Raw genomic sequence first — 25,989 nt, forward strand, 5'->3', positions numbered from 1 at the left:
ATGGCCACCTTACTTTTTTTCATACGAGAATTTAATATGACGATACTCGTCCTCGGTTATTGGCATAAAACGAACAAAATCACCAGCGGAGATTAACACGGGCTCAGGGTGATTTGGCCGAAACAAGGGAATTGGCGTGTGCCCAATCAGCCTCCATCCACCCGGCGAATCGAGAGGATAGATTCCTGTTTGTTGGCCGGCAATTCCGACTGTTCCAGCGGGAACCTTGAGTCTCGGCGATTCCAATCGCGGGGTATGGATACGGTGATCCAAACCACCTAAATACGGAAAACCTGGGGCAAAGCCGACCATGTAGACCGGATATGTAGGGGCGGAATGAATATGAACCACCTCTTCGATTGTCATGTCATGATATCTCGCTACATCCTCCAGGTCCACGCCCCATTCGCCCCCATACAGGACGGGGAGCTCATGTACCTTTGTCTGAACGTTAGTGTCATCATCAGCACCTACGTCCAAACTCGTCAATTTTTCAACAAGATGGTTGTAGCCGATTTTTAAAGGATTATAATAAATCAACAATGAAGCATAAGCCGGCACCCACTCTTCTATCCCCGGTAGTCGTTGTTCCTTGAGACACCACGCCAGCGCAATGACTTTCCGATTAATCTCAACAGAGATTTTCTGTTCGAATTGGACCAAGATTGCCCTGTCCCCGGCTGGGCTACAAGTAAATTCCATCTACAACAACCCAACCATTTTCAGCCCGTGATAAATGCCATCTTCCCCAACATGTTTGGTCACAAATTTTGCTGCTTTCTTTACCTTGGGATGGCCATTTCCCATAGCAATGCTGTTTGAAACGAATGACAGCATGTCAAAATCGTTTAACCCGTCACCAAAGGCATACACATGCTCCGCTGGATAGCCAAGGTGCTGCATAAAAATTTCACAGCCCTTTGCCTTGGAGCCGGCCGCAGGATCAACGTCAACTGATAACGGATGCCATCTCGTAAAACGAAAATCCGTAAACTGCGTTTCATATGGGGCCGTTTCATGCTCGGGAAGGAACAACATTGTTTGTAAAATATCCCGCCCCTGATAGTAGTGGGCATCATGCAGGAGAGGAACCCCTAATTCATCATGCGGCATACTTTCCATAATATAAGCATGAAAAGGATCGCTGCCCCCAATCCCCATATCGTCAAAATGAACAATGGGATGACCGTTCTTTTGGGCTGTATCGGTAAGCTGCTTTAACCCCTCAGGATTTAAAGGGTTTTTATGAATAATTTCGTCCCCCTGGACAATAAGCTGGCCATTATAACAGATGTACGAATGGATACCCAACTCATTCCTTATATCCTCGAACAAGAATGGGGCACGCCCAGTGGCAATCACCACATCATGTCCCTGCTCCTTTAATCGGGAGATTCCCTCCTTCGTTGAAGCTGGAATTACTCCCTCCTCATTAACCAAAGTTCCATCTATATCAAAAAAGATCAACCTGTTCTTTGTCATGGCATAGCTCCTTCCCTTTCTAAACTGAAGTTTTTTTCATAGAAAGTATTCTGTTCTTCAATTATAGCAGGGAACATTGCAAGAAATGAACGAGAAAAAGCCCGACCGGCAGATAAAAAGCCAGTCGGGCCTTTCAAATTGATGTGTACTCAATTTCTGAGTCCAGCCAATATTTTTCTTACCTAAGGGGGCCAGTAGAACCGTCCCCATGGTTCCTACTTACTTTTTCTTCTTCTTTTCGTTGATATAAAGTTTGCCGTCAGCGGTTTGGCGGGAAGCATTGCCGAAATCATCTACGGCTTTTACCTCAACGACTGCTCCGGCTGCTTTCATGTCTTTTGTAGCGGTGTAGTAGCCGACGTAGTTACCCGGTGACACTTCCATCATCGGCAGCTCAGTCGCGTTGGAAGCCTGAAGCTGGGCACCACTCAGTTGCGTCAACGGCATTTGAATCGTGAAGGATGCTTTTACGCCCGGCTCGCTACTGAATTCAATCTTCACACTTTCGCCCTTCTTCAATTCTTTATCGGCATCTGGTTTCACATGTTGAATCAGCGGCGCCGTATAATCCACATTGACAGTTACGGATTTTTCTGTCGTGTTTCCAGCCTTATCCTTGGCCACCACAGAAATCTGGTTAGCACCTTCCTCGAGCATGATGCGGGCGGAATACTTGCCATCCTGCACCTTCGCCGTTGTTCCGTTCACAAGTACAAAATTCAAGTGATCATCTGCGACTGTTCCGGAAACGGTGACGGTTTCGGTCGTTAATTTGCTGCCGTCAGCCGGCGCACCAATCGATAATTCCGGTGCCACCGCATCATAGATAACCGTAACCGGTGCTGAAGCATCGGTCATTCCCTGCTGCGTTGACGCTTTGGCCGTCAATTGGTTCTCACCAGCAGCCAGCTTCACATCGACTGCGTACGTGCCATTATCCTGCGCATCAGCGACAGCCACTTCACTTCCTTTGTTAAAAATATGAACCTTCGTCGTTGGCGCTACTTCACCTGTTACCGTAACAGTTTCACTGTTCGTGAACGTTCCGTCAACCGGAGCGGTAATCGTTGGTGCAGTGACTTCATAGTCGACGACGGCGCGGATCATGTAGTTTCCTTCATCTTCAGGAGACGGTGACCAGCCGCCGCTGACTAGCTGCCAGCTGCGCTTTGCATTGGTTCCATCCTCGTCTGTTGCCAAGCCAGGTGACTTCGTATTGATGTCGGCTTGGATATAGACCATATAGAAATCGCCTTCCACCATGATGCCTTGGCTGCTTAAATCCACATGTGTCCACTGGCCATTGCGAAGTGCCGTGGCATCATACGGACCAGCTAATTTCTTGCCCGGTGCACCGTCAGGACCGGATGCATCGTAAACGGCAACCTTAAAGTCAGTACCGCCTGGAACCGGCCATTCATTTGTCCAGAAGCGGAATAAACCTCCAGTCACTAATGCTTTTTTCTGGCCTGCTGCCAGCGACATTTTCACCGCCCAGCCATTGCCGGCATCGTAAAACGCCCGAGCATTTTCTGCGGTGCCGTCGTCGTAGCCGATTTCACCGCTGTACCCGATGAACGGCTTAAGCGTAATGTTCTGTTGGATGGTTCCGGCCAGTTCAATATTTGTCTCCTGGCTATAATAGTGAGGCGCCACGACCTTCAGCGTGTACTCCCCTTCATAGCCCGTAATCGAGAATTGGCCGTTTTCATCTGTTGTCACAGGGGCAATTTTTGCATCTTCCACCAGATAGACGGTTGCGCCGGCAACAGGTAAACCGGTTGCTTGATTAGTGATGGTACCGGAAACCGTGCCCTTCGCCAATTCGTGAAGCGTAAAGTTCGCGGTTGCCGTACTATCATTGTCAATCGTGACCGATGTAGTCTGAGATGCAAACCCATAGGCCTCGGCCTTAACTGTATACGTTCCGGCCGCATGCGTCATTTCATAGCTACCGTTAGCCGGGTTGGTTGTCACGGAACGGCCTGATTCGAGAACCGTTACTTGTGCCTGCATTGGCAGTGCCATTGGTGCGGCTGCTTGATCAACTGCCTCAGCTTTGTCTGCTTCAGGCATTATGACGGTAATCTTATCAGGGTTGACTTGCTCTTTTTTCAAGGAATCCGCTGCAGCCTCAGGCTCTTCTTTTTCCAAAGAAGCTGGTGCAGGGAGCGGTGTATCAGTTAACTTCACGTCATCTAGATACCAGCCTTGCTTGACGACACTGCCGTCGGTAGTAAGGTTGAACGCAATGTAAATGCGCTGTCCCGCATACTCGCTGAGGTTGACCTCGCCGTCAATCCAGCCATTCGACAGGTTGTTGACGCGGAGCTTTTGCACCCAGTTAACGCCGTCTGTCGAAACAAACACATGACCGTAGTCATAGTTGCGTTCAAGTTCATACCACTGCTTGAATTGCAAATAGCTGTTTCCTTCCGGCAAATCGATTGGCGGCATTTGCAGATTTGCATTGGCGCGGCTGTCGTAATTGCCGGTCAGGTTGGTTGCGTAGACTTTTTCACCGGAAAAAGCAGCCCCCGGACCATTGGTTGGAACGCCCCACTGCCAAGAATTCAGCGCACCATAAGATGTCCAGCCATCCGGATTGGTTTCAAAATCGGCGACATAGCCGACAGTGATTCCAGGTACCACCGTAACGGTGTGCTCACTGACAGCCTCGTTTCCGCCAAAGTCGACTGCCTTCCATTTATAGACCAGGTTACCGACCGCGATGTCGGCCCCAGGGATGGTCGCGCGGTAGGTTCCATTTTTATAATCACCGGCCGTACGCTCTACAGCGGCATCCGCCCATGTGCCATCTTGTTTTTGGTATTGAAGTGAAACTTCTGTTACACTGATATTGTCGGCAGCTGAAGCTTCTAACGTTAGCGGCATTCCTGCGAAAACCATGGCAGGTTGGGAATGCGTTAACACCGGTGCTTCACTGTCGTCCCCATCTTTTGTTACCTGTCCCTTCAATTTCCCCAAACCGGAGACCACTGAAGCAACTGCATCATATACATTCAATAACCCAGATCCGTAACCGTTGTTTGGCGATGTTGGATACGTGCCGTCCGTTAACGGAATCGCCGTTGTTTGTAGGATCTGCTCCAAATCAGCGACGGTTAAGCTGGCATTGGCCTGCTTCAGCAACGCAACGGCTGCCGAGACGTGCGGGCCCGCCATGGATGTGCCATTCCAGCCGCCTTCATAGCTGCTTCCCGGAACGGATGAACGAATGTTCACACCTGGTGCAGCAATTTCAGGCTTGATTTCCCCGTATGGAGATGGTCCAAGTAAAGAGAAGCTTCCGAGTTTGTTGTTGATATCAGTTGCGCCTGTTGCGAACGACTCCGGATAGTTGGCCGGATTCGCTACAGAGCCAGGGCCGCCAGGATTGCTCAACGTCGTGTTTCCCGCAGAGAATTCCGGGAAAATTTCTGCTGCTACCCAAGCCTGCACCATCGGACGATACCATTCGTCAAGACCCGGTCCCCCTCCCCATGAGTTGTTGATGACATCCGGTGCCTTGTCAGGGTCGCCGCCGGGATTGATCATCCACTGGCCCGCTTCTATTAAATCAGCATCTGTTCCCCCTGCTGCTGTGAATGCTTTGACGGCAATCCACTTCGCGCCTGGCGCAACGCCGATAATATTCTGCCCGCTTGGATCAGCCCCAACCATGGTTCCCGTTGTATGCGTGCCGTGTCCATGATCGTCATATGGAGTGGCTTGGCCTCTGACTGCATCTAGCCAGCTGTAAGTATTGTCCGTTTGGCCGGTTGCCGCATTATAGCCGCGGTATTTTTCCTTTAACGCCGGGTGATCCCACTGTACGCCGGTGTCAATCGAACCAATAACTGTACCGCTGCCGTCAATCCCCATTTCCCATACACGCGGTGCTCCGACGCGGTCAATGTTCCATTCGATGCCGGTTGTCGTGGCTGCTGGTTCCTGAACAGCTGTGCCAGCACCGGAGGATTTTTCGGGAACGAATAATTGTCTCGTTTCGTTCGGCAGGATTTTTTCAACCTCCATGAACGATGCTGCTTTTTCCATGACTTTCTTTGTGGCTGTGACAGCAATACCATTGACCACGAAGAACGATTGAATGTCCTTCGCGTTGCCGGCTTTGACCTGCTCTTCAAGGAAGGATAGCAATTCTGCCTGCGTTTCCTTTGCTGTTGCCTTCAGTTCGGAAACAAGCGTGTTTCGCTTGAGCGATTTCGTTTTGGCTGGTGTTGCCTTTTGGAGTTTGGCCTGTTTCTCTGTTTCCTTGGCCACTTTTGCGGTATCCACCTGCTCCTTCATTTTGATCAGGAAGGTGACTTTGTCTTCTGCCTCGAATTGTTTGGTTAAGGATTTGCTTACTTTTTGCTCTGGTGTTTGCAGTGCATCCTTTGCGGATGTGCTGGCACCTTTCGTAGCTGCCACGGCATTCAAGTTCGGCTGGAGCAGCATCGGCAGCATCATGATCGCGGTTAATAGAATGGAAAATAATCGTCTTTTTCTTCTTTTCATCCACTTGCCTCCCTAAGTATTATTCCTTTTTTTAAAAACCCCCACTGCCCTCCTTTCTTCGCACACTCTATGTCAATACACCGGTGCTACCTTAAACATAAGCCTTTCCTGCCCGTATTTATGTCGAATGTTGACACTAGAATTGGGTGGATTTGGAAATTGATAGTTTGGTTGTTATTGGGAAAATTAGGAAATGAGTCCAAACTCATGGCAACCCGAGTTTTTCAAATAAAAAAATAGGTAATGCGACCCGAACCCCCTATATCACCCAAGCTTTACTCCCCAAAAACCATCCCTTCTACCTAGCTTAATAGACACAAAAACAAGCCCATTACCTCCTAACCCCCACAATGTTTAGTTTATTTTTCCCATGGGGAGCCAGGGGGACGGTTCTACTGGAGACGGGGAAGGCCTGGTGGAGTCAAGGACGCCACCTCATAATCTCTGATAATATATAATAAAAGAATTGGAAAACGATGAAGGTAGGGGAAGGTTCTGATGAAGGATTTCCATTGCTGCGCGACGTGCCAGCATTTTAGGGCGGAGAAAAAAGCAGATGGCATGAAATACTATTGCAGCCGGTTAGGCTATGAAACTAAAACGAACTATCAATTTAATTGCTGGTCGCCGAAGGAGCACATCGTAAAATTAATGAATGGATCACAAAAGGACAGTTAAAATCACTGAATGAATGGCACCCACACTTACCACATAATGTCGGCTGATGCATCCTACGACTCTATCTTTTGACACACCTTTCTCCTTTTATTTGTAAACAAAATAAACAAGCGAACCATCCATGCCATATACATGGCTGACGGTTCGCTTGTACATTTATTACATTACTCTTTTTATATTAAAACCATAATCTTTTATTATAATCATATTCATAGAGGTCGACATTCTCTTCCTCAGCTGGTTTCGGGGTACATTCTTCTCTTGGCTCCTCCGGCTTGATATCTTCACGAAGTTCAAATAATAGTTCCATTATGGAGTCCCCTTTCCTATTACCTACCTTTATTATATAGTGAGCGCTTACAATATGCTAATGTTTAAAATTGGGAAAAAAGAACCTTCACCACGTAACACCATAACCTCATGAAACATGCTTTATATTAATCCAACCATCTTCAACCCATGATAAATGCGGGCTTGGCATCAGGATAAGGAAATGTCATGAAGCAGAAGGACTAGAAGTCCCTCTGCTTCCTAATTCACCTTTGAACCCATGCCTTCAGTAATTCATGTTCTCTTTCTCGCGAGATTCCTGCTGTAAGAACGGCATCCTTCCGTGTCTGCATCCAGTCATTTATCTCTTTAATGGTCTCCTCCAGTGGCCGGAAAGTGAGTCCCGCATTAACCGCTTTTTCAATATTAATAGAAAAAGACCCTCTCCACGGCAGAGTTTCTCCTTCTAACGGAAAGTGCTCAGGTATCCACAGCGGCATTTCCGTCCATGGCTGTACTTTCCGCTCTAACAAAAACCCTTCGGCCGCCCAGACCCATTCACACTCGCTATTGGAGACTTCTTTACAAACAGTTAATAGCTCTTCCATCGTCACCTGAACATCCGGCCCTGTCACATTGAACGTTCCTGCTTTTCTGCTTTCCGCCAGATCAAACACCCATTTGGCGATGTCTTTCACATCAATCAACTGTACAGGACGATCGGGACGGCCTGGGACCAATACCTTTCCGCCTTGTGCCACACGCTGAATCCAGTACGGAAGCCGGTCCGTATAGTCAAATGCCCCGACAAGCTGCCCTGCCCTTACCTGTAAAACACGCCCCGGCCAATGCTTTTCGGCTTCGGCCTCACATAGGACCTTCAACGCGCCGTAATGTTCATAAGGGGACGCCTTTCCTTCTTCAACGTCTCTAAGTTGCTCCGGAGTTAAGCTTTGCAGGTGATAGTCTTCGGTTAATTGGGGTGGAATCCAATCCTTATAAACGGATATGCTTGAAATATACGTATAATGCTGGATAGAATCCCCAAGCACTGCTGCAATTTTCTCAATCTGCCCTGGGACAAATCCGCATGTGTCCATAACCACATCCCACTGGCGATTTTTCAGAAGGGATAAATCCCCGTTCCGATCCCCAATAAGCTGCTCCACTTCCGGAAATGCCCCTTTATTGGTTCCCCGATTGAATAAAGTAATCTTATGCCCTCGTTTCAATCCCTCTTCCACCATTGCCTTACCTAAAAATCGCGTCCCGCCTAAAATAAGAACCTTCATCTTGCTCCCCCCATTTTTTTAATAAAACCTTCTACTTACAATAACGAATTTGGGAGGTGAAAAGATACGGGGGGATGAAAATAAATCAATTCCTTCCCCATAACCGCCGGGCTCGCGACAATAGGAAAAATGAAACAGGGGACGGTCCGCACCGCCCCCTGTTTTCCTATAAATGGTGATCTGACCCTTACACTTAAAGGATTCTCTTCAGAAAATGCTTTAAAAACTTTTCTTCGTCTACTTCTGTGCAGACTTGGATCTTGGGCCCGCCTTCAGAGTCTGCTACCGTTCTCCCGTACTCCTCTCCTTCGAGGACAACCTTTACATGCCATTCTTCCCTCTTAACAAAACCAGGGTCGATAACGACTCCTACAGCCAGCGGGTCATGGAGGGCACAGCCTCCAATGCCCGGATGGAACGTTTCATATGATTGCATGTAAAAACTGGTCATGTCGGCAAAAAAATGGGCCGTTTCTGTACCTTTAGAGCGCCAATCAGCTAATGCGGCATTTGGCAGCAGAGTCTGCATCGTGACATCAAGGCCGACAACCGTTACCGGCAGCCCTGATGAAAACACACAATCCGCCGCATCTGGGTCGGATATGACATTTGCTTCGCTATAAGGAGTGACATTGCCTCTAGTAAAGACAGCACCGCCCATGATGACTACCTCTTTTACAAGTGAGGCTATTTTAGGTGCCTTTATAACAGCTTGTGCAAGATTCGTAAGCGGCCCGACCGCAATAATCGTCATCTCGTGCGGGCGCTTTTTCACCTGACTAATGATAAAATCCGCAGCCCCTTCAGACTCTGCTTTCCTGTTAGGAGCCTTATCAAATTTGTTACCAATGCCATCCTCCCCGTGAACATGGGTAGGGAATTCTTTCATGGCTCGTTTTAACGGTTTATCTGCGCCTGCATACACAGGGACAGTTCTCCCTAGTTTTTCTAAAATAACTAATGTATTACGGGTGGTAATTTCAATGGGACCATTCCCAAAGCAAGTTGTAAGCCCGATCACGTCCAATTCCGGAGAGTTCAAGGCATAGGCAATCGCCATCGCATCATCAATACCCGTATCCACATCCAATATAACTGGCTTCATGTATCCTCACTCCATCGATAATTTATGTAATTGTAAAAATGCTTCGACTTCCTGTTTGGTTGGCATACCGCTTTGTGCCCCAAGCTTTGTAACCGAGATGGCCCCGACCACATTGGCAAACCGGCAGGCAGCTTCAATTTCAGCCCCTTCACACAAAGCAAAGGCCAATGCCCCATTAAACGAATCCCCCGCACCTGTTGTATCCACAACATCCACCTGGATGCTTGGAATTTCAATATGATTGCCGTTTTTATAAACCGTAACTCCTCTAGACCCTCTTGTTACAATACACTTTTCCTTTAATTTTTCTAATTGTGATTGTGTCCCGTCTATCGAAGCAAATAGCAGTGTTTGTTCGTGTTCATTTGGTGTAACATAATCTACCATTTCCAGTAATTCTTTTGGAAGCTTTTGAATAGGTGCCGGATTTAAGATCGTCAGGACCTTATGCTTTTTTGCAAGTTCCACAGCTGCAACGACACTCTCAAGGGGAATCTCTAATTGCAGTAACAGAATATCGCTAAGTGAGATGATCTCTTCATTTTTTTTGATAATATCCGGAGTTATATGGTTGTTTGCCCCAGAAACGACGATAATACTGTTGTCTCCGCCCGATAAGGTAATCGAGGCAATTCCCGTAGAAGTACCTTTAGCCTTCATGATATTTTCAGTATGTATTCCTTGATTGGTTAGATGGCTCACCAGCGTTTCACCAAAAGAATCATCTCCCACTGCGCCAATCATGGTTACATCTGCACCAAGACGGGCCGCAGCCACAGCTTGATTAGCCCCCTTTCCACCCGGGATCGTATGAAAGGAATGGCCTAACAACGTTTCCCCTACTTTTGGAATCCGGCCCGTACTTGTCACCAAATCCATATTAATACTGCCAATTACCGTAATCTTTCTTTCAGCCATATGATCACCATCCTAATGAGACATAGGGAGCCATGGGGACGGTTCCTCTGGTTCACCCTTGGTCATCGAACCGGTTCCATCCTTCATTCCTATTCGTCAATATGTTTCCCAAGCGCAACCTAATCAATCGTTTAATTAAACAAGTCCTAGACCTTACTGCCATTGGTTTTGTTATTTCAATTTTACTAAAAAATTTGTCAGTCAGACAAACGTTTGCATGGATTTATGCTGATCGTTGGTGACACCACGGGTGATGACACCACGGGGACGGTTCTAGCGGCGCACTTGCGCCACCAGAACCGTCCCCGTGGTCCCTCTTTTGAATAACAGGAGAAAAGTATACAATGTGAATGTGAGATAGAGAAAAGGAATGATGACAATGAAAAAGACATGGTGGAAGGAATCGGTTGTTTATCAGGTGTATTGGCGCAGTTTTTACGATAGTGATGGGGATGGCTATGGCGATTTGGAGGGTGTGATTCAAAAGTTGGATTATATCGAGGGGCTTGGTGTCGATGTCATCTGGCTCAACCCATGCTATGAGTCGCCTGATGTTGATAACGGCTATGATATCTCCAACTATCGATCGATCATGAAAAAAGCAGGAACGTTGGAAACCTTCGAGCGCCTGCTTCAGGAAGTACATAACCGGGGAATGAAACTGATTATGGATCTGGTCGTAAATCATACCTCTGACCAGCATCCATGGTTCAAAGAAGCGCGTTCCTCCAAAGACAATCCTAAACGCGACTACTATATATGGAGCAAGAAACCGAACAACTGGCGCTCGTATTTCACCCCTTCCGTGTGGGAATATGATAAAAATACAGAGGAATATTACTTCCATTCCTTTGCCGTTCAGCAGCCTGATTTAAATTGGAAAAATCCAGAGGTGCGTCAGGAAGTCTACTCCCTGATGAAATTCTGGCTGGATAAAGGGATTGACGGCTTCCGCATGGATGTGATCAACCTGCTCGCCAAACAAGAAGGATTTCCGGATGCGGAAAATCCCGAGGATATTTCCTATTTGGGCAATAATCCGGGGATCCATGAATACCTTCACGAAATGCATGAACAGGTGTTACAGCACTACGATATTTTTACAGTCGGAGAAATTCCTTTTGTTACCCCAGAGGACGGGATGTTGTATGTGGGCGAAGACCGGCGCGAGCTTCATACCTTGTTTCACTTTGAAGTCTGTGATTACATGGCCCATTGGGATATGCCGCGCTTTAAAGATATCCAACACCGCTGGTATCAAGGCTTGTGGGGCAAGGGCTGGAACTCTCAGTTCCTCAACAACCATGACCATCCCCGCCTACTGACCCGGTTTGGCAATGACAAGAAGTACCGGGTGGAATCGGCCAAATGCTTTGCCGTCCTGCTCCATACGCTCCCGGGCATGCCGTACATTTATCAGGGTGAGGAAATCGGCATGACTGGTGTCCGCTTTGACTCTATTGAAGATTACAATGACATTGCTTTGAAAAATAAGTATAAAGAAGAAGTCGAAAAAGGCGGAGATCCGCAGGAAGTGTTCGACAGTCTGCTCGATCTAGCCCGCGACAATTCGCGTACCCCGATGCAATGGGATGACGAACCGAACGCTGGATTTACCTCTGGAACCCCGTGGATCAAACTCAATCCGAATTACACGGATATCAGCGTCGCCAAAGCGCTAGACGACCCAAATTCGGTTTATTATTTTTATAAAAAATTAATTCAGTTGCGGAAAGAACATGAGGTCATGGTGTACGGAGATTACCAGGAACTATTCGAAGACCATCAACAAATCTACGCCTTCATCCGTGAATACGAGAAGGAAAGGTGGCTCATCCTATTAAATATTTCTGAACTCCAGGTGGAAATAACACTGCCAGAAGACCTTGCCTCAAGCGAAAAAGAAATCATCCTGGCCAACTACGAAGTTCAGGAAGATACCAAAGATAAACTGAACTTAAAACCATATGAGGCACGAATTTATCGGATATAAAGGAAGCAGGGGACAGTCCCCTGCTTCATCAGCTTTCTGGAATGCCAGGTGGGATGTAGCTCGGCGGGATATTTAGCCAGCCACGGCCTTTCATTAAGTTTTTGAATTGGGACATATATTCCATCAGATGGATTTGTATTTCGAAAAATAGCAGTCCTACATCGGACCGAACGGTTTGACTTGCCGCTTGAGCACAAAAAGTGATCGACGTAACAATTTTCACCGAAATCAAATTGGCCAATTCCCTCTCTGTGAAGCGAACACCCTCCGGAATGGAATCAGGATTCGAACTAGGCTTGGGTGAGCTGACAGAAGGCATGGGTACCCCCTCTTTTTTCAAAAATTCTTCAATCTTTTTTGTATCCTGCATGCTCGAATTGTAGGCCGCTGATAAAGCATGCTGTAAATCTTGGTCACTTGTTGAATTCAACCCCATTTGATAAAGTATGTGAGCTTCGTGAAATGCCGTATACGCCGTCCAAAGAGCCATTACTTCCCCAACATGCAGATGCGGCTTCGGCTCTTCATCCACAAAATTCTTAACAAGTGCAGTTATCGTTTCAATCACATTTACCATAATACCCCTCGATTCTAAATAATTTGTTACTATTTTGACCCAAAAGGAGGGGAATTAATAATTAAATGGCCGGATGCTTAACGCACAACAAAATTAAGAGGGATGCTGAACATCCCTCTTTACTTCTATAGAAATATTCACACTGTTAGAGAACTGGCAGGTTAGTCATTTTCAACCCTATGATTAGCCTTCCACAATGCATAGCCGAGCCAAATAAACGCGATACCGGCAAGTGGCTGTGCAACAATTTGACCATATGGAATAAAGTCTAATATAGGAACAAGAATGAGAAGAATGGCTGGCCAACGCGGGAGAACACCTCTAACTGCAGTTAAAATTCCAAATAACAACATACCGATAAAAAATGGATATAACGACAACGAGATGCCTGTCATTAATCCTGCAGGAGGATTATCAAGCAGAGCTGGTGCAGATTCTTCTAAACTTGGCACTAAAAATGAGACGACCCAGCTATGTCCAGTCCACATAATGCTTCCAAAGAATGCCAAAAGGAAGACAAAAAAGCCAAGGATTCCAAAAGCATTAACCTGACGAAGATACAGTCCGACCAGCCCCACTGACAGGAAGAGCATGCCAATTAAATCAACATAAGAGCCAAAGGCATCCATGGAAATGTTATACCAAATCGACAAAGACACGAAAAGGATCCCAGCAATGATGGAACACAAACCAGCAAAACGAATAAATGAAGATACGTTCATGAATACACCACCTCATTTTATTTTTTCTGGCCAATGAGATTTCTCTAATCGTTCCAAGCGGCTTACTACAACAACAGGCATCATGTCAATTGTCACAACTGAGGATAAATCCCCCCTTTGGAGATCCCTATTTACATTGTATTTATCAAAGTATCTAAAAAAGAACCAATAGTCATGGGGAATTTGGAGTTATAAATGACAGATGCGTCTGGATGAAGCAGAGAGTTGTCTCTCATTCGACGAAAAAAGAAGCAGTTCAACGCTTGACTGCTTCATTGTTTTTTGAAAAACCAACAATTAAAAATTCGGGCTAGGCAGAGTGTGGCGTAGACGGAAATCCAGGAATAATACCATTCCCAGTGGAGGTAGGTAATGAGGTCGGTATATTTTTCATAGAGGACTTCCGAGATGATGATGGCGGTAGTGATGATGAATGTATAAAAGAACCGCCTCCAACGATTTCTTCCAGCTGGATAGTACAATACATAGAATGCAGTGATAACAGGATAAACTAAAAATTCAAAGGTGAAGCTGGTTTTGTTGACCGAAGCGAATTCCCGGACGGGGTACTCTATTAAATTCCACTCAACGACAAGCAGGCCAAGGGACCAAGTGACGACCTGTTGAAATAAAATTATGATACTCGCTTCATTTATCCGCTTTTTTGGCAGCAAAATCAAACAGAAGATGGTGATGGACCAGATGGAATAAAGAAAAATTACTTCCATTGCTGCGAACCCTCCACTGTATGATTAGCTTGGAGGTTCATGGTCCCCATTAGCCAGACGATGTATTTTCTTAAGATCCAAAATTCAAAGAGAAAATTGAAAAAAGTTCTTATTAGCTGCTCCGGGATTTCAACGTTCATAATTCTAGTAAATCTCCCTAAAAAGTACATATATAAGATGATGATGCCAACGAATAGCAGATAATGGAGAATCACTCTTAGTTTTCCGGCATTGTCAGGGTACAAGCGGTGAAAAACAACAGCCACAGCAGGATAAAACGAAAATTCTGAGGTAAAACTAATTTTTGTTGCGTATTCGAATAGGCGAATCTCTGCTGATAAGTCACCAAATGCTGTAAGCACAATACTAAAAACCCATGTTATCGATGTAAAAAACAAATACACCGCCACAAACTCGCGAAGCCTCGATTTTGGAACAGCTATAAACAACGTAAGAATAGAAACAACCCATATCATCGCAAGAACAACATAATCAAAACTCATAACTACCCTCCGAAAGCAGCGACCGTTCTCTGCTTCATTCCGTCACCTAAACACACTAGTAAAATTGTTTCCGATGACAGACCTAATTAAACATTGGGACCAGGGTGGGACCAGGGGGACGGTTCTACTGGGGCATAGAACCAAGGGGGACCAGGGGGACGGTTCTACTGGGGCATAGAAAAAGCCAGGAGAACCTGCCCCCTGGCCTTTTTTCGTTAAGCTGCTGTTTTAGATACACCTTTGTCATTTTTTAGTTTAGCTGTCTTACGGATGAATGGAACCACCCAGCGGTCTAAGCCGTAACGGCCGGCATTGTAGCCTGCTGCCAAGATGATGAAGCCTAACAAAATGTCTGTTGGGTTATGAGATACGGTCCCAGCTAGGAAGAAAGAGAAGTTCATCACTAAGCCGAAGAACATCGCTGCTGTGGTCAAGCAGCCTAACAATAAACCTAAACCGATTAATGTTTCACCGACAGGAACAACCACGTTGAAAATATCTACGTTTGGCAGTGCGAAGCCTTTAAGGAATTCTACGTACCAACCATAGACTACGGCGCCGTCAGGACCTTTTACAGGATTAGCGGTAACACCCTTTAGGAAGCCTGCTGCGTCGAACCCTCCAGTTAATTTATGAATACCTGCAGTGAACCAAGAATAACCGAGATATAATCGAATCACTAATAAAATAGCAGCTGAAATCTTATTTTCTCTTAAAAATTTACTGAACATTTTTGTTTCCCCCTTATTTTTTCTTGCTCCGTTTAATTGTTTGCTCCTTACATTTACAATATATTGGATTTCCTCTGTTAACACCATAGCCGTAGTGTTAAGTTCACAAAGTGTTAAAAATCATTTGACAAACTTTTGAACTAGCGCGCAAACACGTCAGGAGACGCCAGTGAGGAGCCAGTAGGGACGGTTCTGGTGGCGTCTTGGCGCCACTAGAACCGTCCCCCTGGCACCCTCCCTCTGCTTCTAAAATAGGAAGTTCTACCCTTTAAAACGCTTTCAAATGGATTTATAATGTTCAGTAAATGATAGTTTGCGCATGTTACTGATTCGATCAGGCAGGGCGGCACGTGTGTGAAGGGCAATTCTTCGCATCGTGTTTCCCTGCCTTTTTGTTGTTTAATCCAGTTTTCATCCTACTCCCGTATTCCGCTTGAACAAGCTTTATGCTTTTTCAAAACTACTTCACCTAGAACATTCACCCATGGAAAAATTTCTGAAAGGAGGCCTTCTATACTCTTCAACACGGTCCGCATCAAAAATTTTAAAAAGAGGTGGTACTAATCATGGCAAAAAAAGTTTCTAAGGCTGTCATTTCCGTTTGTTTAGCAGCAGGAATAGCCGCGCCCATTCATTTTCAAAAAGCCAGCGCAGAGGAAATCGAAAAAAACTATAATCTCACCGTTTCCCCGATTCCGAAATACATGAAAACAACACCAAACGGCTTCCCGTTAAATCCGAAGGTTGCCTTGGTGACTGAGGCGGGTACCGACCCTGCGGCCATCGCTGAGGTAAAGGAAGCATTAACGAAGGCTGGTGTCACACAGATTGTCGAGAGCGATATCACGAACCCCTCGCTTCAAGCGCCCGTAATTATCTGGCTGGGTGAGTTTTCCGATGAGGCTGAAGTCAAAACCATCGCTGAAAAAGCCGGCATCACGAACCTCACCCTAAACAATGAAGAAGGCTATCTCATCACCTCCAAGCAAGGCATCGAGGCCAAAAAGCATATTGTCATATCCGGAAAAGACGATACTGGCACCTATTACGGGGCCCAAACCTTCCGGCAGATGATTGTGGAACGGCCAGGAACGGATTGGATTCCGGAGGTCGAGATCAAAGACTGGCCGACGATGCCAATCAGGGGCGCCATTGAGGGCTTTTACGGTGAGCCATGGTCACACGAGGACCGCCTGAGCCAATTGAAGTTTTACGGGGAGCACAAAATGAACAGCTACATTTATGCCCCGAAGGATGACCCATACCACCGGGAAAAGTGGCGTGAGCCTTATCCGCAGGAAAAAATTGCTGAGGTTGCGGAGCTCGTGAAAACAGCCCACGACAACCATGTCACCTTCACCTTCGCCATTTCACCTGGGAACTCGATTACTTATTCCAGCGATAAGGACCTGCAGGCGTTAATTGCCAAGGCCCAAGCCATGTATGATGTCGGGGTTCGCTCGTTCGCCTTGTTCCTTGATGATATTGACCCGAATCTGCGCTCTCCGGAGGACCGGGCCAAGTTCGGCAGCGATGCCAACCCGCCTGCCGCCGCCCAAGCTTATCTTTTGAACCGGTTTAATGATGAATTTATTAAAAAGCACGACGGGGCTGAGCGCTTAATCACCGTACCGACCGATTACTATCAAGCTGGCACCACCCCGTACAGGACAAGATTTGCCGATCTCGTCCAGCCGGATATTGTCGTGCAATGGACCGGAATTGGTGTGGTCGCCCCAACCATCACGACCGCAGATGCCGATAAAATCCACGGCATTTTTAAGCATGACCTGTTAATCTGGGACAACTACCCGGTAAATGACTTTGACCGAAACCGCTTGTTCCTGGCGCCGTTAACCGGAAGGGATGCCGACCTGACACCAGAGCATGGCGTCATTGGGCTGACTGCCAATCCGATGAACGAGGCCGAGGCGTCAAAGATTCCTTTATTTACGGTGGCCGATTATACCTGGAATCCAGAAGCCTATGATCCAAATGACTCGATGGTTCGGGGGTTGAAGGAATTTGCCGGTGCAGAGGCGTTTGAACCATTAAAGGCGTTTGTCGACGCGTCCTATTCGACCAGCCTCAATAGCAACAAAGAACCTTACTCGGAAAAATTGTCCCCGGTGATTAAGGAATTTTGGGCAGCAGCCGACAGCGGCTCTGGACTGGATACAGCCTCAGCTGCACTGTTACAAGAGTTTCAGCAGCTGAAAAACATTCCGGCTGAACTTCGCAAACATGTGGAGAATAAGAACTTTTTAGAAGAGATTGATGGGTATTTAAGGAAGATGGAGCTATACGGAGCGGCTGGTGAGACAGCGGTTAACATGGTGGTGGCTGAACAAAAACAGGATGAAGCTGCCGCAGCTGAGCTAAGAGCAGAACTGAAAGCCAAGTTGAATCAATTGAATCAACTCCCGCAAAAATTAAGTCTTGGCGTCCTTCCTGCCTTCTTTGACCGTGCCGTTAACGGAGTGAATTTAGCAGAAGGAAAAACCGCCACTGCCTCGTCTTCGGAAGTAGACTGGCTCACACCCGACTTGGCGGTCGACGGAAACAACAATACGCGCTGGGCTTCGCTTTACACCGACAACCAATGGCTCAGCGTTGACCTTGGGCAGACCTATAGTGTTAATAAAGTCGTCCTATACTGGGAAGCTGCCTATGGAAAACAGTATAAAATCCAAGTCTCACAGGACGGAACTAACTGGACAGACGTCTACACCGAACTAAACAGCAACGGCGGCACCGACGAAATAGACTTCCCAGCAACCCAAGCCCGCCACATCCGCATGCAAGGAATCAAACGCGCCAGCGGCTGGGGCTACTCACTCTACGAAATGAAAGTCTTTAACGTGCATCAATAAGAGTAGGAACCACGGGGACGGTTCTACTGGTGACTGTCGCCACTAGAATGATGTGACCCCCAAAAGTTAGAGTTTTATATTATGCAGCTAATTGGCTGGTATGGTTTCGGTATTGAACCGGACTCATGCCAGCCAATTTTTGCTTTATACGCTTGTTATTATAGTAATCGATATATTCTTTTATTCTCTTTTTTAATTCCTCATATGAGCACAGTGCTTCCCCATAATACATTTCTTGTTTTAGTAATCCAAAAAAGTTCTCCATTGGCGAATTATCTAAACAGTTTCCTTTACGCGACATACTTTGGAACACCTTATATTTCTTGAGGGTTTTCACCCATTTATTATGTTGATAATGCCACCCTTGATCAGAATGTATGGTAGTTCTAAACTTTGAATCTTTTACTATTTCTAGTGCTTCCTGGAGGGGAGTGAGAGCTAATTCTAAGGTTGGCCGCATACCTATCCCGAATGAAATAATTTCACCATTGAACATATCCATAATTGGATTTAGATACAGTTTTACACCATCTAAACACTTGAATTCCGTCATGTCTGTGGTTAATTTTTGATGACACACATTTGTTTTAAAACGGCGATTAATAAGGTTCTTGGCAACTGTTCCAGTCGAACCCTTATAAGAACTGTACTTGCGTGATTTTAATCTGAATTTATCTCCCTTGAGCCCAAGCTTATTCATGATGCGTTGCACCTTTTTATGATTCACTTCAACTCCACGGTTTTGCAATTCTAATTGAATACGACGATAACCATAATTTCCGTTGTGTTCCTCGAAAATGGATTGAATAAGTTCCTCCAGCTCCTGGTCTGGATTTTCTTTATTCATCATTTTTATATGATAATGGTAGGAGGATTCAGGGATGCCGACTATTTGTAAAACATCTTTTAGTTTGAAGGTTTCTTTGAGTTCGAATGATAATGCTGCTTGTGCTTTTCGAGATACCCCTCCGGATCCATCTGAAAAGCTCGCAACTTTTTTAAGTATTCAACCTCTAAACGTAAAAGTTCGTTTTCTCTTTCCAATTGTTGTTTATATGTCATATCGCTCTTTTTTGTTTGTTTGTCTTTTTTGTTTTTAGCTATATCAGACATGGGTGGCCGTCCTTTCGGGCTTTTCAGACCTTCAGTCCCACCCTCTAAGAATACTTTTTTCCATGAGGATATTATAGCCGGGTTGGTTATCCCAAAGTGAAGGGCTGCTTCAGTTTCTGAAGAACCTGTTCTTTTTATAAAGCTTAATACATCCAGCTTTAATTGAACAGAGTATCTTTTATTAGACTTATTATTCGCTAATCCTTTTTGTCCGAACTTCTTGTAAATTTTTACCCATCTTTCAATGGCTGATTTCCCCTTAATCCCATGTTTCTTGGCAAGAGCTCTATATCCAAGTTTTCCTTCTAGATACTCCCTAACCACCATAAGTTTAAATTCTTCACTATATTTACCCAAAAATAAACACCCCAAAAGTCAGATTTTCGCTCTAACTTTTGGGGTGCAGTACAGAACCGTCCCTTTGGCCCCCTCTTTTTTTAGACAAATTCCGATAATTTCATATAATATGTTCCTTTTAACCAAACTAATCAACGTTTGATTAAACGGGGTTAAAGCCCTGCTGCTACATGTTTGTTGCCATCAATCTCGTTAAAAATATTGTCAACTAGACAAACGTTTGGATAGATTCATCTAGTTCGTTGCTATATGAAGGTTTTCGACTAGTTTTTGGTGAAAAATATGCTGATTCCTGCCAGGTATGGTCCGTTTTTCTTAGAATAGATTGATAAACTCTCCACACTATTGCAAAGTTTTACAAAAAACCACACCAAAGATCTAATTAAACGTCTGATTAAATGACTGCCAATCTCGATTATGGCTAGGTTTTCATTCGTCTTCAGCTAAAAAACTTGTCAGCAAAACGGACGTTTAATTAAATGGTTGACTGCTCTTACAGTAGCTAGATTTTCGGTTAATTTTAGGGTGAATTAAGTGTCGAATATACTAAAGGATTCCTAGCATCCTTTTATGATTACAATCACAATCTGTTAACCTTGTTTAGGATATGCTGTAAGAAGAGTTATTTTAAAAGGGGAATCTGACGATGGAAGCAATAGTAAGTGCTCCGCTGCAGCAATTAATGAACGAGCATGTGTCGCTCCGGGGTGATATGGACCAAATCTATGAAGTTATAGAAGAAATAGAATTCAATTCGGGTCCTGATGTGGTTCAGCTGTTTCTAGAATTGTACAAGCAGATTACGGCTTTCACTACGAAGCTGAAAGCCCATTCCAAACGCGAGGAAGATGGCTTGTTTTCGATAATGGCCCGCCGCCTCGGTGAGAACGACCGAACCATTACAACGATGGAAGTGGAGCATGACAAAGCCGAAGGGCATCTGCAAGATTTTCTAACTGAAGCGGGCCAGGCAGGATCGACAATGGATGAGGACGAAGCACAAACGATTACCGTTTACGCCGAACAAGCCCTTTCAACCTTAACCCAACACTTTGCCAAGGAAGAAAGAACGCTGTTTCCGCTAGCAGAGAAGATTCTAACACATGACGAGAAAAAGGAACTCGAACGACGGATTCAGGCTGGATAAAGCTGTTACACCATGCAAAACCAATAAACCCCCCCCCTCGTCCATACGATGAGGGGGGACATTTTTTCTATAAAACTTCAGAAAACTCTATCAGAGTGAAGATGCTACACTTTATTAGTCTAAGCCCAAAGCCTCTTCCCCTATTTCCGCTAAAACCTTTTGGCCTTCTATTGTAGGGTGTATATCCTTTGCCCTAACATAGATGGCCTGATTTTGGCCAAATGCTCCATAGGCATCTGCTAATTTGGTACCATTCGAAATTGCAATGCCTTGAATGGCTGGATTAATTAGGTAAGGCAATAATTGATCGGCAAGGAAATGCATTGGGTCAGTTACTTGAAACGGATTATAAATGTTATATAAAACAATCGGAGCATTTGTGAGTTTCTTAACTTCCGAGATAATCTGATTCAAATTATTCGTTATTTGTGGCAACGTTGTCCTTTGCAATAAAAATAATAATTCAGTTTGATTTCCATTATATGATTTTAGCGCCTGAAGAAGATCATTACTACCGATGTTTAACGTCACATAATTGGCATGTTTAATAGATTGCTGGAATTGTTTATTGGTTTTAATTGCTGTCAGCAAGTCATTGGTGGTCCAGCCAGGAAAGCCCAAGTTGCTTACTTCCAATTTGGCCTCATCCCCAATTAGATAAGGGAAAGCATAGGAGGAAGGCTTGTTATTATCATCTCCCGGGTTGTAACCAAATGTAATGGAATCCCCCAGCCCTACTAGATCAATCTTCCCATACCCATACGCATTGCCGTTGTTTTCTTTTGCCAACGAGGCAGGTGAAATCAACGAGCCAGCCAAAGCAACCGCCGCAACTGATACACCCAATTTCTTCTTCATTGATTGAAACCTACTGATTTTCATCATAATCCCCCTCTTTGTTCATTAAAAGGAAAATATCATCCTTTATTAGGAACATTATACTATATAAAAGGAAGGGGTGCCATGGGGACGGTTCTACTGGAGCTCGTCTCCACTAGAACCGTCCCCATGGTCCCCGTCCCCGTGGTCCCCCATCAAGCTTTCGAAATAAGTTTTCGTGAGATGCCTAGGATTCTTTCTGTTTGCCGTTGAGAAAGTCCTTTGATGGCTTTTATTTTTTGGAAGATTATTTTCCTTTCATTACCAGGCAGGCTCTTAACTTGAGCGATTTCCAATCCCTGCAGTACAGTATTAATAGCTTCCCTGGCTTCTTCATCGGTCAGCCTTCTTTTAGGGAGCTCGTATTCAAGGCACTCGTCCTGATTAACCCGTTCATTAAACTCTTTAAATTTCTCCCTTGTTACCGAAGGGTCATCCGCAACCAAACCAAAGATATAATCCGAGTCTAGCAGTCTCTCATCCCTCTCCGTGCCAAAATAGGAACGGTAACTGCTCCATCTCCATTCCTCCATTCGCCTTACCATTCCAGCTTTTAAGGGATTTTGATGGATATATCTGATGACCGTAAACAAATATCGCCGTTCATCCACAATTTCACTTTTAAACCTGTCTTGAAACAGATGTCCGCATGTTCCATACTTCTGGTTATAGTAAAGCACATAACTGACACCAATCCGTTTCATCGTAATCGATAAAGCCTCATCGCCTTGCTTTACCAACAGGTGCACATGGTTACCCATTAAACACCAGGCATAAATCATCATGTTGCTTTGCTGCTTATACTTTTGCAAGATTCCAAGAAATGTCAGGCAATCCTCCTCATCATGGAAAATCTCCTGTCTATTTGCACCTCTCAACATAATGTGATAGATACCACTAATGCTTTTTACTCTAGCTTTACGAGACATCACATCTTCCTCCAGATTTTTTAGTTTTATGAAACTTTCTATGTAGGAAATTACTAAGATGAAAAAGACGCTCACAGATAAATAGAGTTCAGGTAGTAAATTCAAGGATGGAAAAGATAGAAAAAGGAAAAGTAGGTAAAATCGATGAATAGAAGTAACTAAAAGGCTGACCCATATATAAGTGGACAAAAGAGGGTGAAAATAAACTAATCTATGAACCTATCATACACCAGTAATCAAAGGAGTGCCAAACTCGAGCCCAAATCCCCAGAGGGCTCCAGAGGGCTCCAGAGGGCTCCAGAGGGACGGTTCTAGTGGCGCCCGTCGCCACCAGAACCGTCCCCATGGTCCCCCCATGGTCCCCTTACTATTTAATTCGTATCACGATTTTCCCCTTTGCATGGTGGGTTTCGCTTAGGGTATGGGCGTCTCGCAGTCCTTGTTCACTGAGCTCGAATATGCTTCCTACTACTGGTTTCAGCTTTCCGGCTGCCATTAGATCGGCCAGTTCACTTAGCTGCTTGCCATTGGGAATCAGCCAGTGGAACTTGGCGGTAATGCCCATCTCTTCTGCCTTTTTTTCATCTGGTGGCTGAACAATTGACACCAGTGTGCCACCTTTTTTTAACACTTGAAAGCTTTTCGCCTGGATTTCTCCCCCCATCGTATCCACGACTAAATCATAATCCTTCAGTTCCTGTTGGAAGTCCTGTTGGTCATATTTGATGACAATATCAGCACCAAGAGACTCGAGAAATTCCTCATTTTTGCTGCTGCCGGTTGTGGCTACAAAGTAGCCGAGGCTTTTGGCAATTTGGATACCGAGGCTTCCGACACCGCCAGAGCCCGCATGAATTAACACTTTATCCCCTGCCCGCAGCTGCGCAAAATCGACCAGGCATTGATAAGCCGTTAATCCTGCTAGGGGAACCGCCGCGGCTTCCTCAAAACTGATATTATCGGGGATTTTGGCCAGAAGATGCTCTTGCGTCACAATGTATTCCGCATAAGTGCCTTCAGCGGTTGTTTCAGGCCTGACGAATACACGGTCCCCAACGCTGACTGTTGATACTCCGGGGCCGATTTCCGAAACAACACCGGCTGCATCCCAGCCCAAAATAATCGGAAATGAAAATGGAAGCATTTCTTGCAGATATCCCGCCCGCAGCTTCCAATCAATCGGATTGACGGATGCCGCATGCATTTCGATTTGCACCTCGCCCTCCTTGGGAACCGGCTTCGGCACCTCCTTCTCAATCAGTTCTTCCTTGCTGCCATACTTCTCAATAACGATTGCCTTCATAGTAATGACCACCCTTTTTTTAAAAATAAACCCAATGTTCCACCACTTATTTTGTTACCATGTTCTTTTTTATAATCTCATTGACAATTTCATTTATAATAAAAAACCTTCAAGCTCTCTTTCGAATCGATTGTAGCGAGCAAGACGTTTTTCACTTCAGTATGATAGACCCGCTCCAATTCCACCCTAAGCCAGGCTTCATCTTTTTTCATCTCACTTAGCCCCTTGGAAACAATTTTTCCTTCTTTAATAATTGTCCGCGGCAGCTCGAATGGATCTGTTTCTATCTGACAGGCAGCAGCTGTAGCCGGTTCGTATTGAGGTTCCAAAAAGATAGAGATTTTCCCGTTCGCTTCCCAGATTGCGAGAGCTACCTTTTTAATATCATCCACTTTTTTCTCGCGCAGTTCCTCTAATAAGATATCAAGAGTTATTCTCGCTTTTTTCAAACCCTGATAGTGAATCTCTCCATTTTGAATAATCTCAATTGGCAGCGGGGTAATCAGCTTCCGAAACCAATGAATGTTCAGAACCAAGTAAATACCAATGAGATATAAAATAACTAATACAGCAGTGGTAACCATGGACTCTTTCATCCCGATTCTCTGGTCTGACAGCGGGTGGGCAATGATATTACCGATCACTAAGGCGATGACGAAATCGAGGAGCCTTAATTGGGACAAGGTCCGCTGCCCCAACAATTTTGCGACGATCACCAAAAACACAAAAGCAACGAATGCCCGATAAACCCACTCTAAAATGCTGAGTGATTCATGGCTTTGAAAAAAGTCCAAGTCCGCCACATCCTTTTTAACAACTATCCTTTAGTTTGACACGGTTTTTATTTTAATAATCAAAAGAAATCAGGAGCCAGTTCTTTTGAATCATTCATGTAGGAGAAAAGAATCGTTTCTAGCAATTCGCGTCAAAAAATGTTCGATGAGCTCGAATCCTGTCAATGAAAATGTCGTTAAGAGGAAAGGGGGTGAGACAATGCACTTCCGCCATTTTCTAATACCAACTCTTATGGTTGGGGCAGCTCTATTGTTGCCAGGAAATGCTTTCGCTGAGAAGAGTGATAATGGATCATTGCATTCCAATAAAGAAATAGTGCAAACTTCTGAAGCGCCGAAGAGCCCTGCTGCACAGGCTACTGTTCCTTCCATTGCTCAAAGTGCCAAACCTATTGAAAAAACGGTGCCCGCACCCCAGCAAGCGAATCTGAAGGAAACAAGTAAACCGCTGCCTTCTAAAGCCGCTCCTAAACAGTCCGCTTCCCCGCAACCTGATAGTGAAATCGTAAAAGTTTTGCCGGAGCAGGCCAATGGGAATGGGTATGGTTTGTCAGTCACCAAAAAGGCTGATAAAACCGTAAATACTCCAGGCCAGGAAAAAAAGGCTGCAGTCAGCGGGATTAAAACGGAACGACCAATTGTAGATGATAGGGCTGAAAATCCCCCTGCTCATGAGGTAAGAGTGAAAGTGGAACCGGTAAAATCGGCCCCTGTACTTCAGCCTCAAGAGAAAGAGGCAGACCTATCCAATAGTAATATGGAACTTCCGTCGCCCGTACCAGCAGGAAAGGACAAGGCTCCTTCCAGTAAGGAAGAGCTTCCGCCCATCGATCAGGCACCGAACCCACCACAACGTTCAACCAATACTGGCGGTTCGTCAAGTGATCGAATTAGTACGGGAACAGGAACTTTTACCTTGGTAGATAAGTGGTTTGATTGGAATAAGTACTTCGAGATGAAACTTGTCCAGCCATTCCTGACTCGCGATGCATTATTGAATACCCAATGGGTGAACGCCCCGCCTTCACCACCGCCGCAGGCAGCTCCTTTTTTTAAAAACCGTTAACCGCAGCT

Annotated in this window: 23 protein-coding genes; 5 read left to right on the top strand and 18 right to left on the bottom strand. The window is 45.3% G+C overall.

Annotated features, from left to right (window positions below):
• Positions 1-9: 9 nt before the first annotated feature.
• From pxpB to ACZ43M_RS24405, 3 genes are all read right to left on the bottom strand, one after another.
• The gene (gene pxpB / locus ACZ43M_RS24395; protein WP_464505108.1) at positions 10-702 is read right to left on the bottom strand and encodes a 5-oxoprolinase subunit PxpB; all 693 of its coding nucleotides are present in this window, start codon (positions 700-702) and stop codon (positions 10-12) included.
• A complete protein-coding gene (locus ACZ43M_RS24400; protein WP_464505109.1) occupies positions 703-1,482 on the bottom strand; it encodes a Cof-type HAD-IIB family hydrolase in 780 nt (259 codons plus the stop codon). It abuts the gene before it with no gap.
• 219 nt (positions 1,483-1,701) lie between these two features.
• Positions 1,702-6,003 carry a S8 family serine peptidase gene (locus tag ACZ43M_RS24405; protein WP_464505111.1) on the bottom strand — a complete coding sequence of 1,434 codons (4,302 nt, stop codon included), beginning with the start codon at positions 6,001-6,003 and terminating at the stop codon, positions 1,702-1,704.
• Positions 6,004-6,501: 498 nt separating this feature from the next.
• Between ACZ43M_RS24405 and ACZ43M_RS24410 the strand changes: the two genes are divergently transcribed.
• Positions 6,502-6,681 (top strand): hypothetical protein, encoded by a 180-nt coding sequence (locus ACZ43M_RS24410; RefSeq protein WP_464505113.1) that lies wholly within the window; start codon positions 6,502-6,504, stop codon positions 6,679-6,681.
• A gap of 178 nt (positions 6,682-6,859) precedes the next feature.
• On the opposite strand, the gene ACZ43M_RS24415 is transcribed toward ACZ43M_RS24410, so the two are convergent.
• The 4 genes from ACZ43M_RS24415 to rbsK form a co-directional block, all read right to left on the bottom strand.
• A complete protein-coding gene (locus ACZ43M_RS24415) occupies positions 6,860-6,991 on the bottom strand; it encodes a hypothetical protein (RefSeq protein WP_464505114.1) in 132 nt (43 codons plus the stop codon).
• A gap of 226 nt (positions 6,992-7,217) precedes the next feature.
• A complete protein-coding gene (locus ACZ43M_RS24420; RefSeq protein ID WP_464505116.1) occupies positions 7,218-8,243 on the bottom strand; it encodes an SDR family oxidoreductase in 1,026 nt (341 codons plus the stop codon).
• A 193-nt stretch (positions 8,244-8,436) separates the two neighbouring features.
• Positions 8,437-9,348, bottom strand: a complete 912-nt coding sequence (locus ACZ43M_RS24425) for a nucleoside hydrolase (protein ID WP_464505118.1) — start codon at positions 9,346-9,348, stop codon at positions 8,437-8,439.
• 6 nt (positions 9,349-9,354) lie between these two features.
• Positions 9,355-10,266 (bottom strand): ribokinase, encoded by a 912-nt coding sequence (gene rbsK / locus ACZ43M_RS24430; RefSeq protein WP_464505120.1) that lies wholly within the window; start codon positions 10,264-10,266, stop codon positions 9,355-9,357.
• A gap of 379 nt (positions 10,267-10,645) precedes the next feature.
• Between rbsK and ACZ43M_RS24435 the strand changes: the two genes are divergently transcribed.
• Positions 10,646-12,259 (top strand): glycoside hydrolase family 13 protein, encoded by a 1,614-nt coding sequence (locus ACZ43M_RS24435; RefSeq protein ID WP_464505121.1) that lies wholly within the window; start codon positions 10,646-10,648, stop codon positions 12,257-12,259.
• A gap of 28 nt (positions 12,260-12,287) precedes the next feature.
• Here ACZ43M_RS24435 and ACZ43M_RS24440 read toward each other — a convergent pair whose 3' ends face one another.
• The 5 genes from ACZ43M_RS24440 to ACZ43M_RS24460 form a co-directional block, all read right to left on the bottom strand.
• Positions 12,288-12,836: a DUF3231 family protein gene (locus ACZ43M_RS24440; RefSeq protein WP_464505123.1), complete on the bottom strand. Its 549-nt coding sequence runs from the start codon at positions 12,834-12,836 to the stop codon at positions 12,288-12,290.
• Between the two features lie 161 nt (positions 12,837-12,997).
• Positions 12,998-13,558: a hypothetical protein gene (locus tag ACZ43M_RS24445; RefSeq protein ID WP_464505125.1), complete on the bottom strand. Its 561-nt coding sequence runs from the start codon at positions 13,556-13,558 to the stop codon at positions 12,998-13,000.
• A gap of 272 nt (positions 13,559-13,830) precedes the next feature.
• On the bottom strand, positions 13,831-14,286 hold the full coding sequence (locus ACZ43M_RS24450; RefSeq protein WP_464505126.1) for a CBO0543 family protein: 456 nt from the start codon (positions 14,284-14,286) through the stop codon (positions 13,831-13,833).
• Entirely contained in the window at positions 14,277-14,789 is a 513-nt protein-coding gene (locus ACZ43M_RS24455) for a CBO0543 family protein (protein ID WP_464505127.1), read from the bottom strand. The genes ACZ43M_RS24450 and ACZ43M_RS24455 overlap by 10 nt, the downstream gene beginning before the upstream one ends.
• 215 nt (positions 14,790-15,004) lie before the next feature.
• Positions 15,005-15,520: a DoxX family membrane protein gene (locus ACZ43M_RS24460; protein ID WP_464505128.1), complete on the bottom strand. Its 516-nt coding sequence runs from the start codon at positions 15,518-15,520 to the stop codon at positions 15,005-15,007.
• Between the two features lie 566 nt (positions 15,521-16,086).
• Here ACZ43M_RS24460 and ACZ43M_RS24465 point away from each other — a divergent pair.
• The gene (locus tag ACZ43M_RS24465; protein ID WP_464505129.1) at positions 16,087-18,393 is read left to right on the top strand and encodes a beta-N-acetylglucosaminidase domain-containing protein; all 2,307 of its coding nucleotides are present in this window, start codon (positions 16,087-16,089) and stop codon (positions 18,391-18,393) included.
• Between the two features lie 79 nt (positions 18,394-18,472).
• Here the strand turns inward: ACZ43M_RS24465 and ACZ43M_RS24470 are convergent, their stop codons facing one another.
• A complete protein-coding gene (locus tag ACZ43M_RS24470) occupies positions 18,473-19,399 on the bottom strand; it encodes an IS3 family transposase (protein ID WP_464508107.1) in 927 nt (308 codons plus the stop codon).
• Positions 19,300-19,863 (bottom strand): transposase, encoded by a 564-nt coding sequence (locus ACZ43M_RS24475; RefSeq protein WP_464505130.1) that lies wholly within the window; start codon positions 19,861-19,863, stop codon positions 19,300-19,302. Before ACZ43M_RS24475 ends, ACZ43M_RS24470 begins: the two co-directional genes overlap by 100 nt.
• Positions 19,864-20,509: 646 nt before the next feature.
• On the opposite strand from ACZ43M_RS24475, the gene ACZ43M_RS24480 reads away from it, so the two are divergent.
• Positions 20,510-21,010 carry a hemerythrin domain-containing protein gene (locus ACZ43M_RS24480; RefSeq protein WP_464505132.1) on the top strand — a complete coding sequence of 167 codons (501 nt, stop codon included), beginning with the start codon at positions 20,510-20,512 and terminating at the stop codon, positions 21,008-21,010.
• A 114-nt stretch (positions 21,011-21,124) separates the two neighbouring features.
• On the opposite strand, the gene ACZ43M_RS24485 is transcribed toward ACZ43M_RS24480, so the two are convergent.
• The 4 genes from ACZ43M_RS24485 to ACZ43M_RS24500 form a co-directional block, all read right to left on the bottom strand.
• Positions 21,125-21,895, bottom strand: coding sequence for an SGNH/GDSL hydrolase family protein (locus tag ACZ43M_RS24485; protein WP_464505133.1), 771 nt, complete (start codon positions 21,893-21,895; stop codon positions 21,125-21,127).
• Positions 21,896-22,044: 149 nt separating this feature from the next.
• Positions 22,045-22,818 carry a transposase gene (locus tag ACZ43M_RS24490; protein WP_464505134.1) on the bottom strand — a complete coding sequence of 258 codons (774 nt, stop codon included), beginning with the start codon at positions 22,816-22,818 and terminating at the stop codon, positions 22,045-22,047.
• Positions 22,819-23,185: 367 nt separating this feature from the next.
• Complete coding sequence (locus tag ACZ43M_RS24495; protein WP_464505135.1) at positions 23,186-24,121, bottom strand: NADP-dependent oxidoreductase; 936 nt, start codon at positions 24,119-24,121, stop codon at positions 23,186-23,188.
• A gap of 89 nt (positions 24,122-24,210) precedes the next feature.
• On the bottom strand, positions 24,211-24,915 hold the full coding sequence (locus ACZ43M_RS24500; RefSeq protein WP_464505136.1) for a DUF421 domain-containing protein: 705 nt from the start codon (positions 24,913-24,915) through the stop codon (positions 24,211-24,213).
• 199 nt (positions 24,916-25,114) lie between these two features.
• Between ACZ43M_RS24500 and ACZ43M_RS24505 the strand changes: the two genes are divergently transcribed.
• Complete coding sequence (locus ACZ43M_RS24505; protein WP_464505137.1) at positions 25,115-25,981, top strand: hypothetical protein; 867 nt, start codon at positions 25,115-25,117, stop codon at positions 25,979-25,981.
• The last annotated feature ends 8 nt before the right edge of the window (positions 25,982-25,989 follow it).

Source organism: Neobacillus sp. B24, assembly GCF_055381825.1.

Excerpts from the sequence above, each read along its gene's own strand:
- pxpB (WP_464505108.1), bottom strand. The coding sequence starts at position 702 with ATGGAATTTACTTGTAGCCCAGCCGGGGACAGGGCAATCTTGGTCCAA.
- ACZ43M_RS24400 (WP_464505109.1), bottom strand. The coding sequence starts at position 1,482 with ATGACAAAGAACAGGTTGATCTTTTTTGATATAGATGGAACTTTGGTT.
- ACZ43M_RS24405 (WP_464505111.1), bottom strand. The coding sequence starts at position 6,003 with ATGAAAAGAAGAAAAAGACGATTATTTTCCATTCTATTAACCGCGATC.
- ACZ43M_RS24410 (WP_464505113.1), top strand. The coding sequence starts at position 6,502 with ATGAAGGATTTCCATTGCTGCGCGACGTGCCAGCATTTTAGGGCGGAG.
- ACZ43M_RS24415 (WP_464505114.1), bottom strand. The coding sequence starts at position 6,991 with ATGGAACTATTATTTGAACTTCGTGAAGATATCAAGCCGGAGGAGCCA.
- ACZ43M_RS24420 (WP_464505116.1), bottom strand. The coding sequence starts at position 8,243 with ATGAAGGTTCTTATTTTAGGCGGGACGCGATTTTTAGGTAAGGCAATG.
- ACZ43M_RS24425 (WP_464505118.1), bottom strand. The coding sequence starts at position 9,348 with ATGAAGCCAGTTATATTGGATGTGGATACGGGTATTGATGATGCGATG.
- rbsK (WP_464505120.1), bottom strand. The coding sequence starts at position 10,266 with ATGGCTGAAAGAAAGATTACGGTAATTGGCAGTATTAATATGGATTTG.
- ACZ43M_RS24435 (WP_464505121.1), top strand. The coding sequence starts at position 10,646 with ATGAAAAAGACATGGTGGAAGGAATCGGTTGTTTATCAGGTGTATTGG.
- ACZ43M_RS24440 (WP_464505123.1), bottom strand. The coding sequence starts at position 12,836 with ATGGTAAATGTGATTGAAACGATAACTGCACTTGTTAAGAATTTTGTG.
- ACZ43M_RS24445 (WP_464505125.1), bottom strand. The coding sequence starts at position 13,558 with ATGAACGTATCTTCATTTATTCGTTTTGCTGGTTTGTGTTCCATCATT.
- ACZ43M_RS24450 (WP_464505126.1), bottom strand. The coding sequence starts at position 14,286 with ATGGAAGTAATTTTTCTTTATTCCATCTGGTCCATCACCATCTTCTGT.
- ACZ43M_RS24455 (WP_464505127.1), bottom strand. The coding sequence starts at position 14,789 with ATGAGTTTTGATTATGTTGTTCTTGCGATGATATGGGTTGTTTCTATT.
- ACZ43M_RS24460 (WP_464505128.1), bottom strand. The coding sequence starts at position 15,520 with ATGTTCAGTAAATTTTTAAGAGAAAATAAGATTTCAGCTGCTATTTTA.
- ACZ43M_RS24465 (WP_464505129.1), top strand. The coding sequence starts at position 16,087 with ATGGCAAAAAAAGTTTCTAAGGCTGTCATTTCCGTTTGTTTAGCAGCA.
- ACZ43M_RS24480 (WP_464505132.1), top strand. The coding sequence starts at position 20,510 with ATGGAAGCAATAGTAAGTGCTCCGCTGCAGCAATTAATGAACGAGCAT.
- ACZ43M_RS24485 (WP_464505133.1), bottom strand. The coding sequence starts at position 21,895 with ATGATGAAAATCAGTAGGTTTCAATCAATGAAGAAGAAATTGGGTGTA.
- ACZ43M_RS24490 (WP_464505134.1), bottom strand. The coding sequence starts at position 22,818 with ATGTCTCGTAAAGCTAGAGTAAAAAGCATTAGTGGTATCTATCACATT.
- ACZ43M_RS24495 (WP_464505135.1), bottom strand. The coding sequence starts at position 24,121 with ATGAAGGCAATCGTTATTGAGAAGTATGGCAGCAAGGAAGAACTGATT.
- ACZ43M_RS24505 (WP_464505137.1), top strand. The coding sequence starts at position 25,115 with ATGCACTTCCGCCATTTTCTAATACCAACTCTTATGGTTGGGGCAGCT.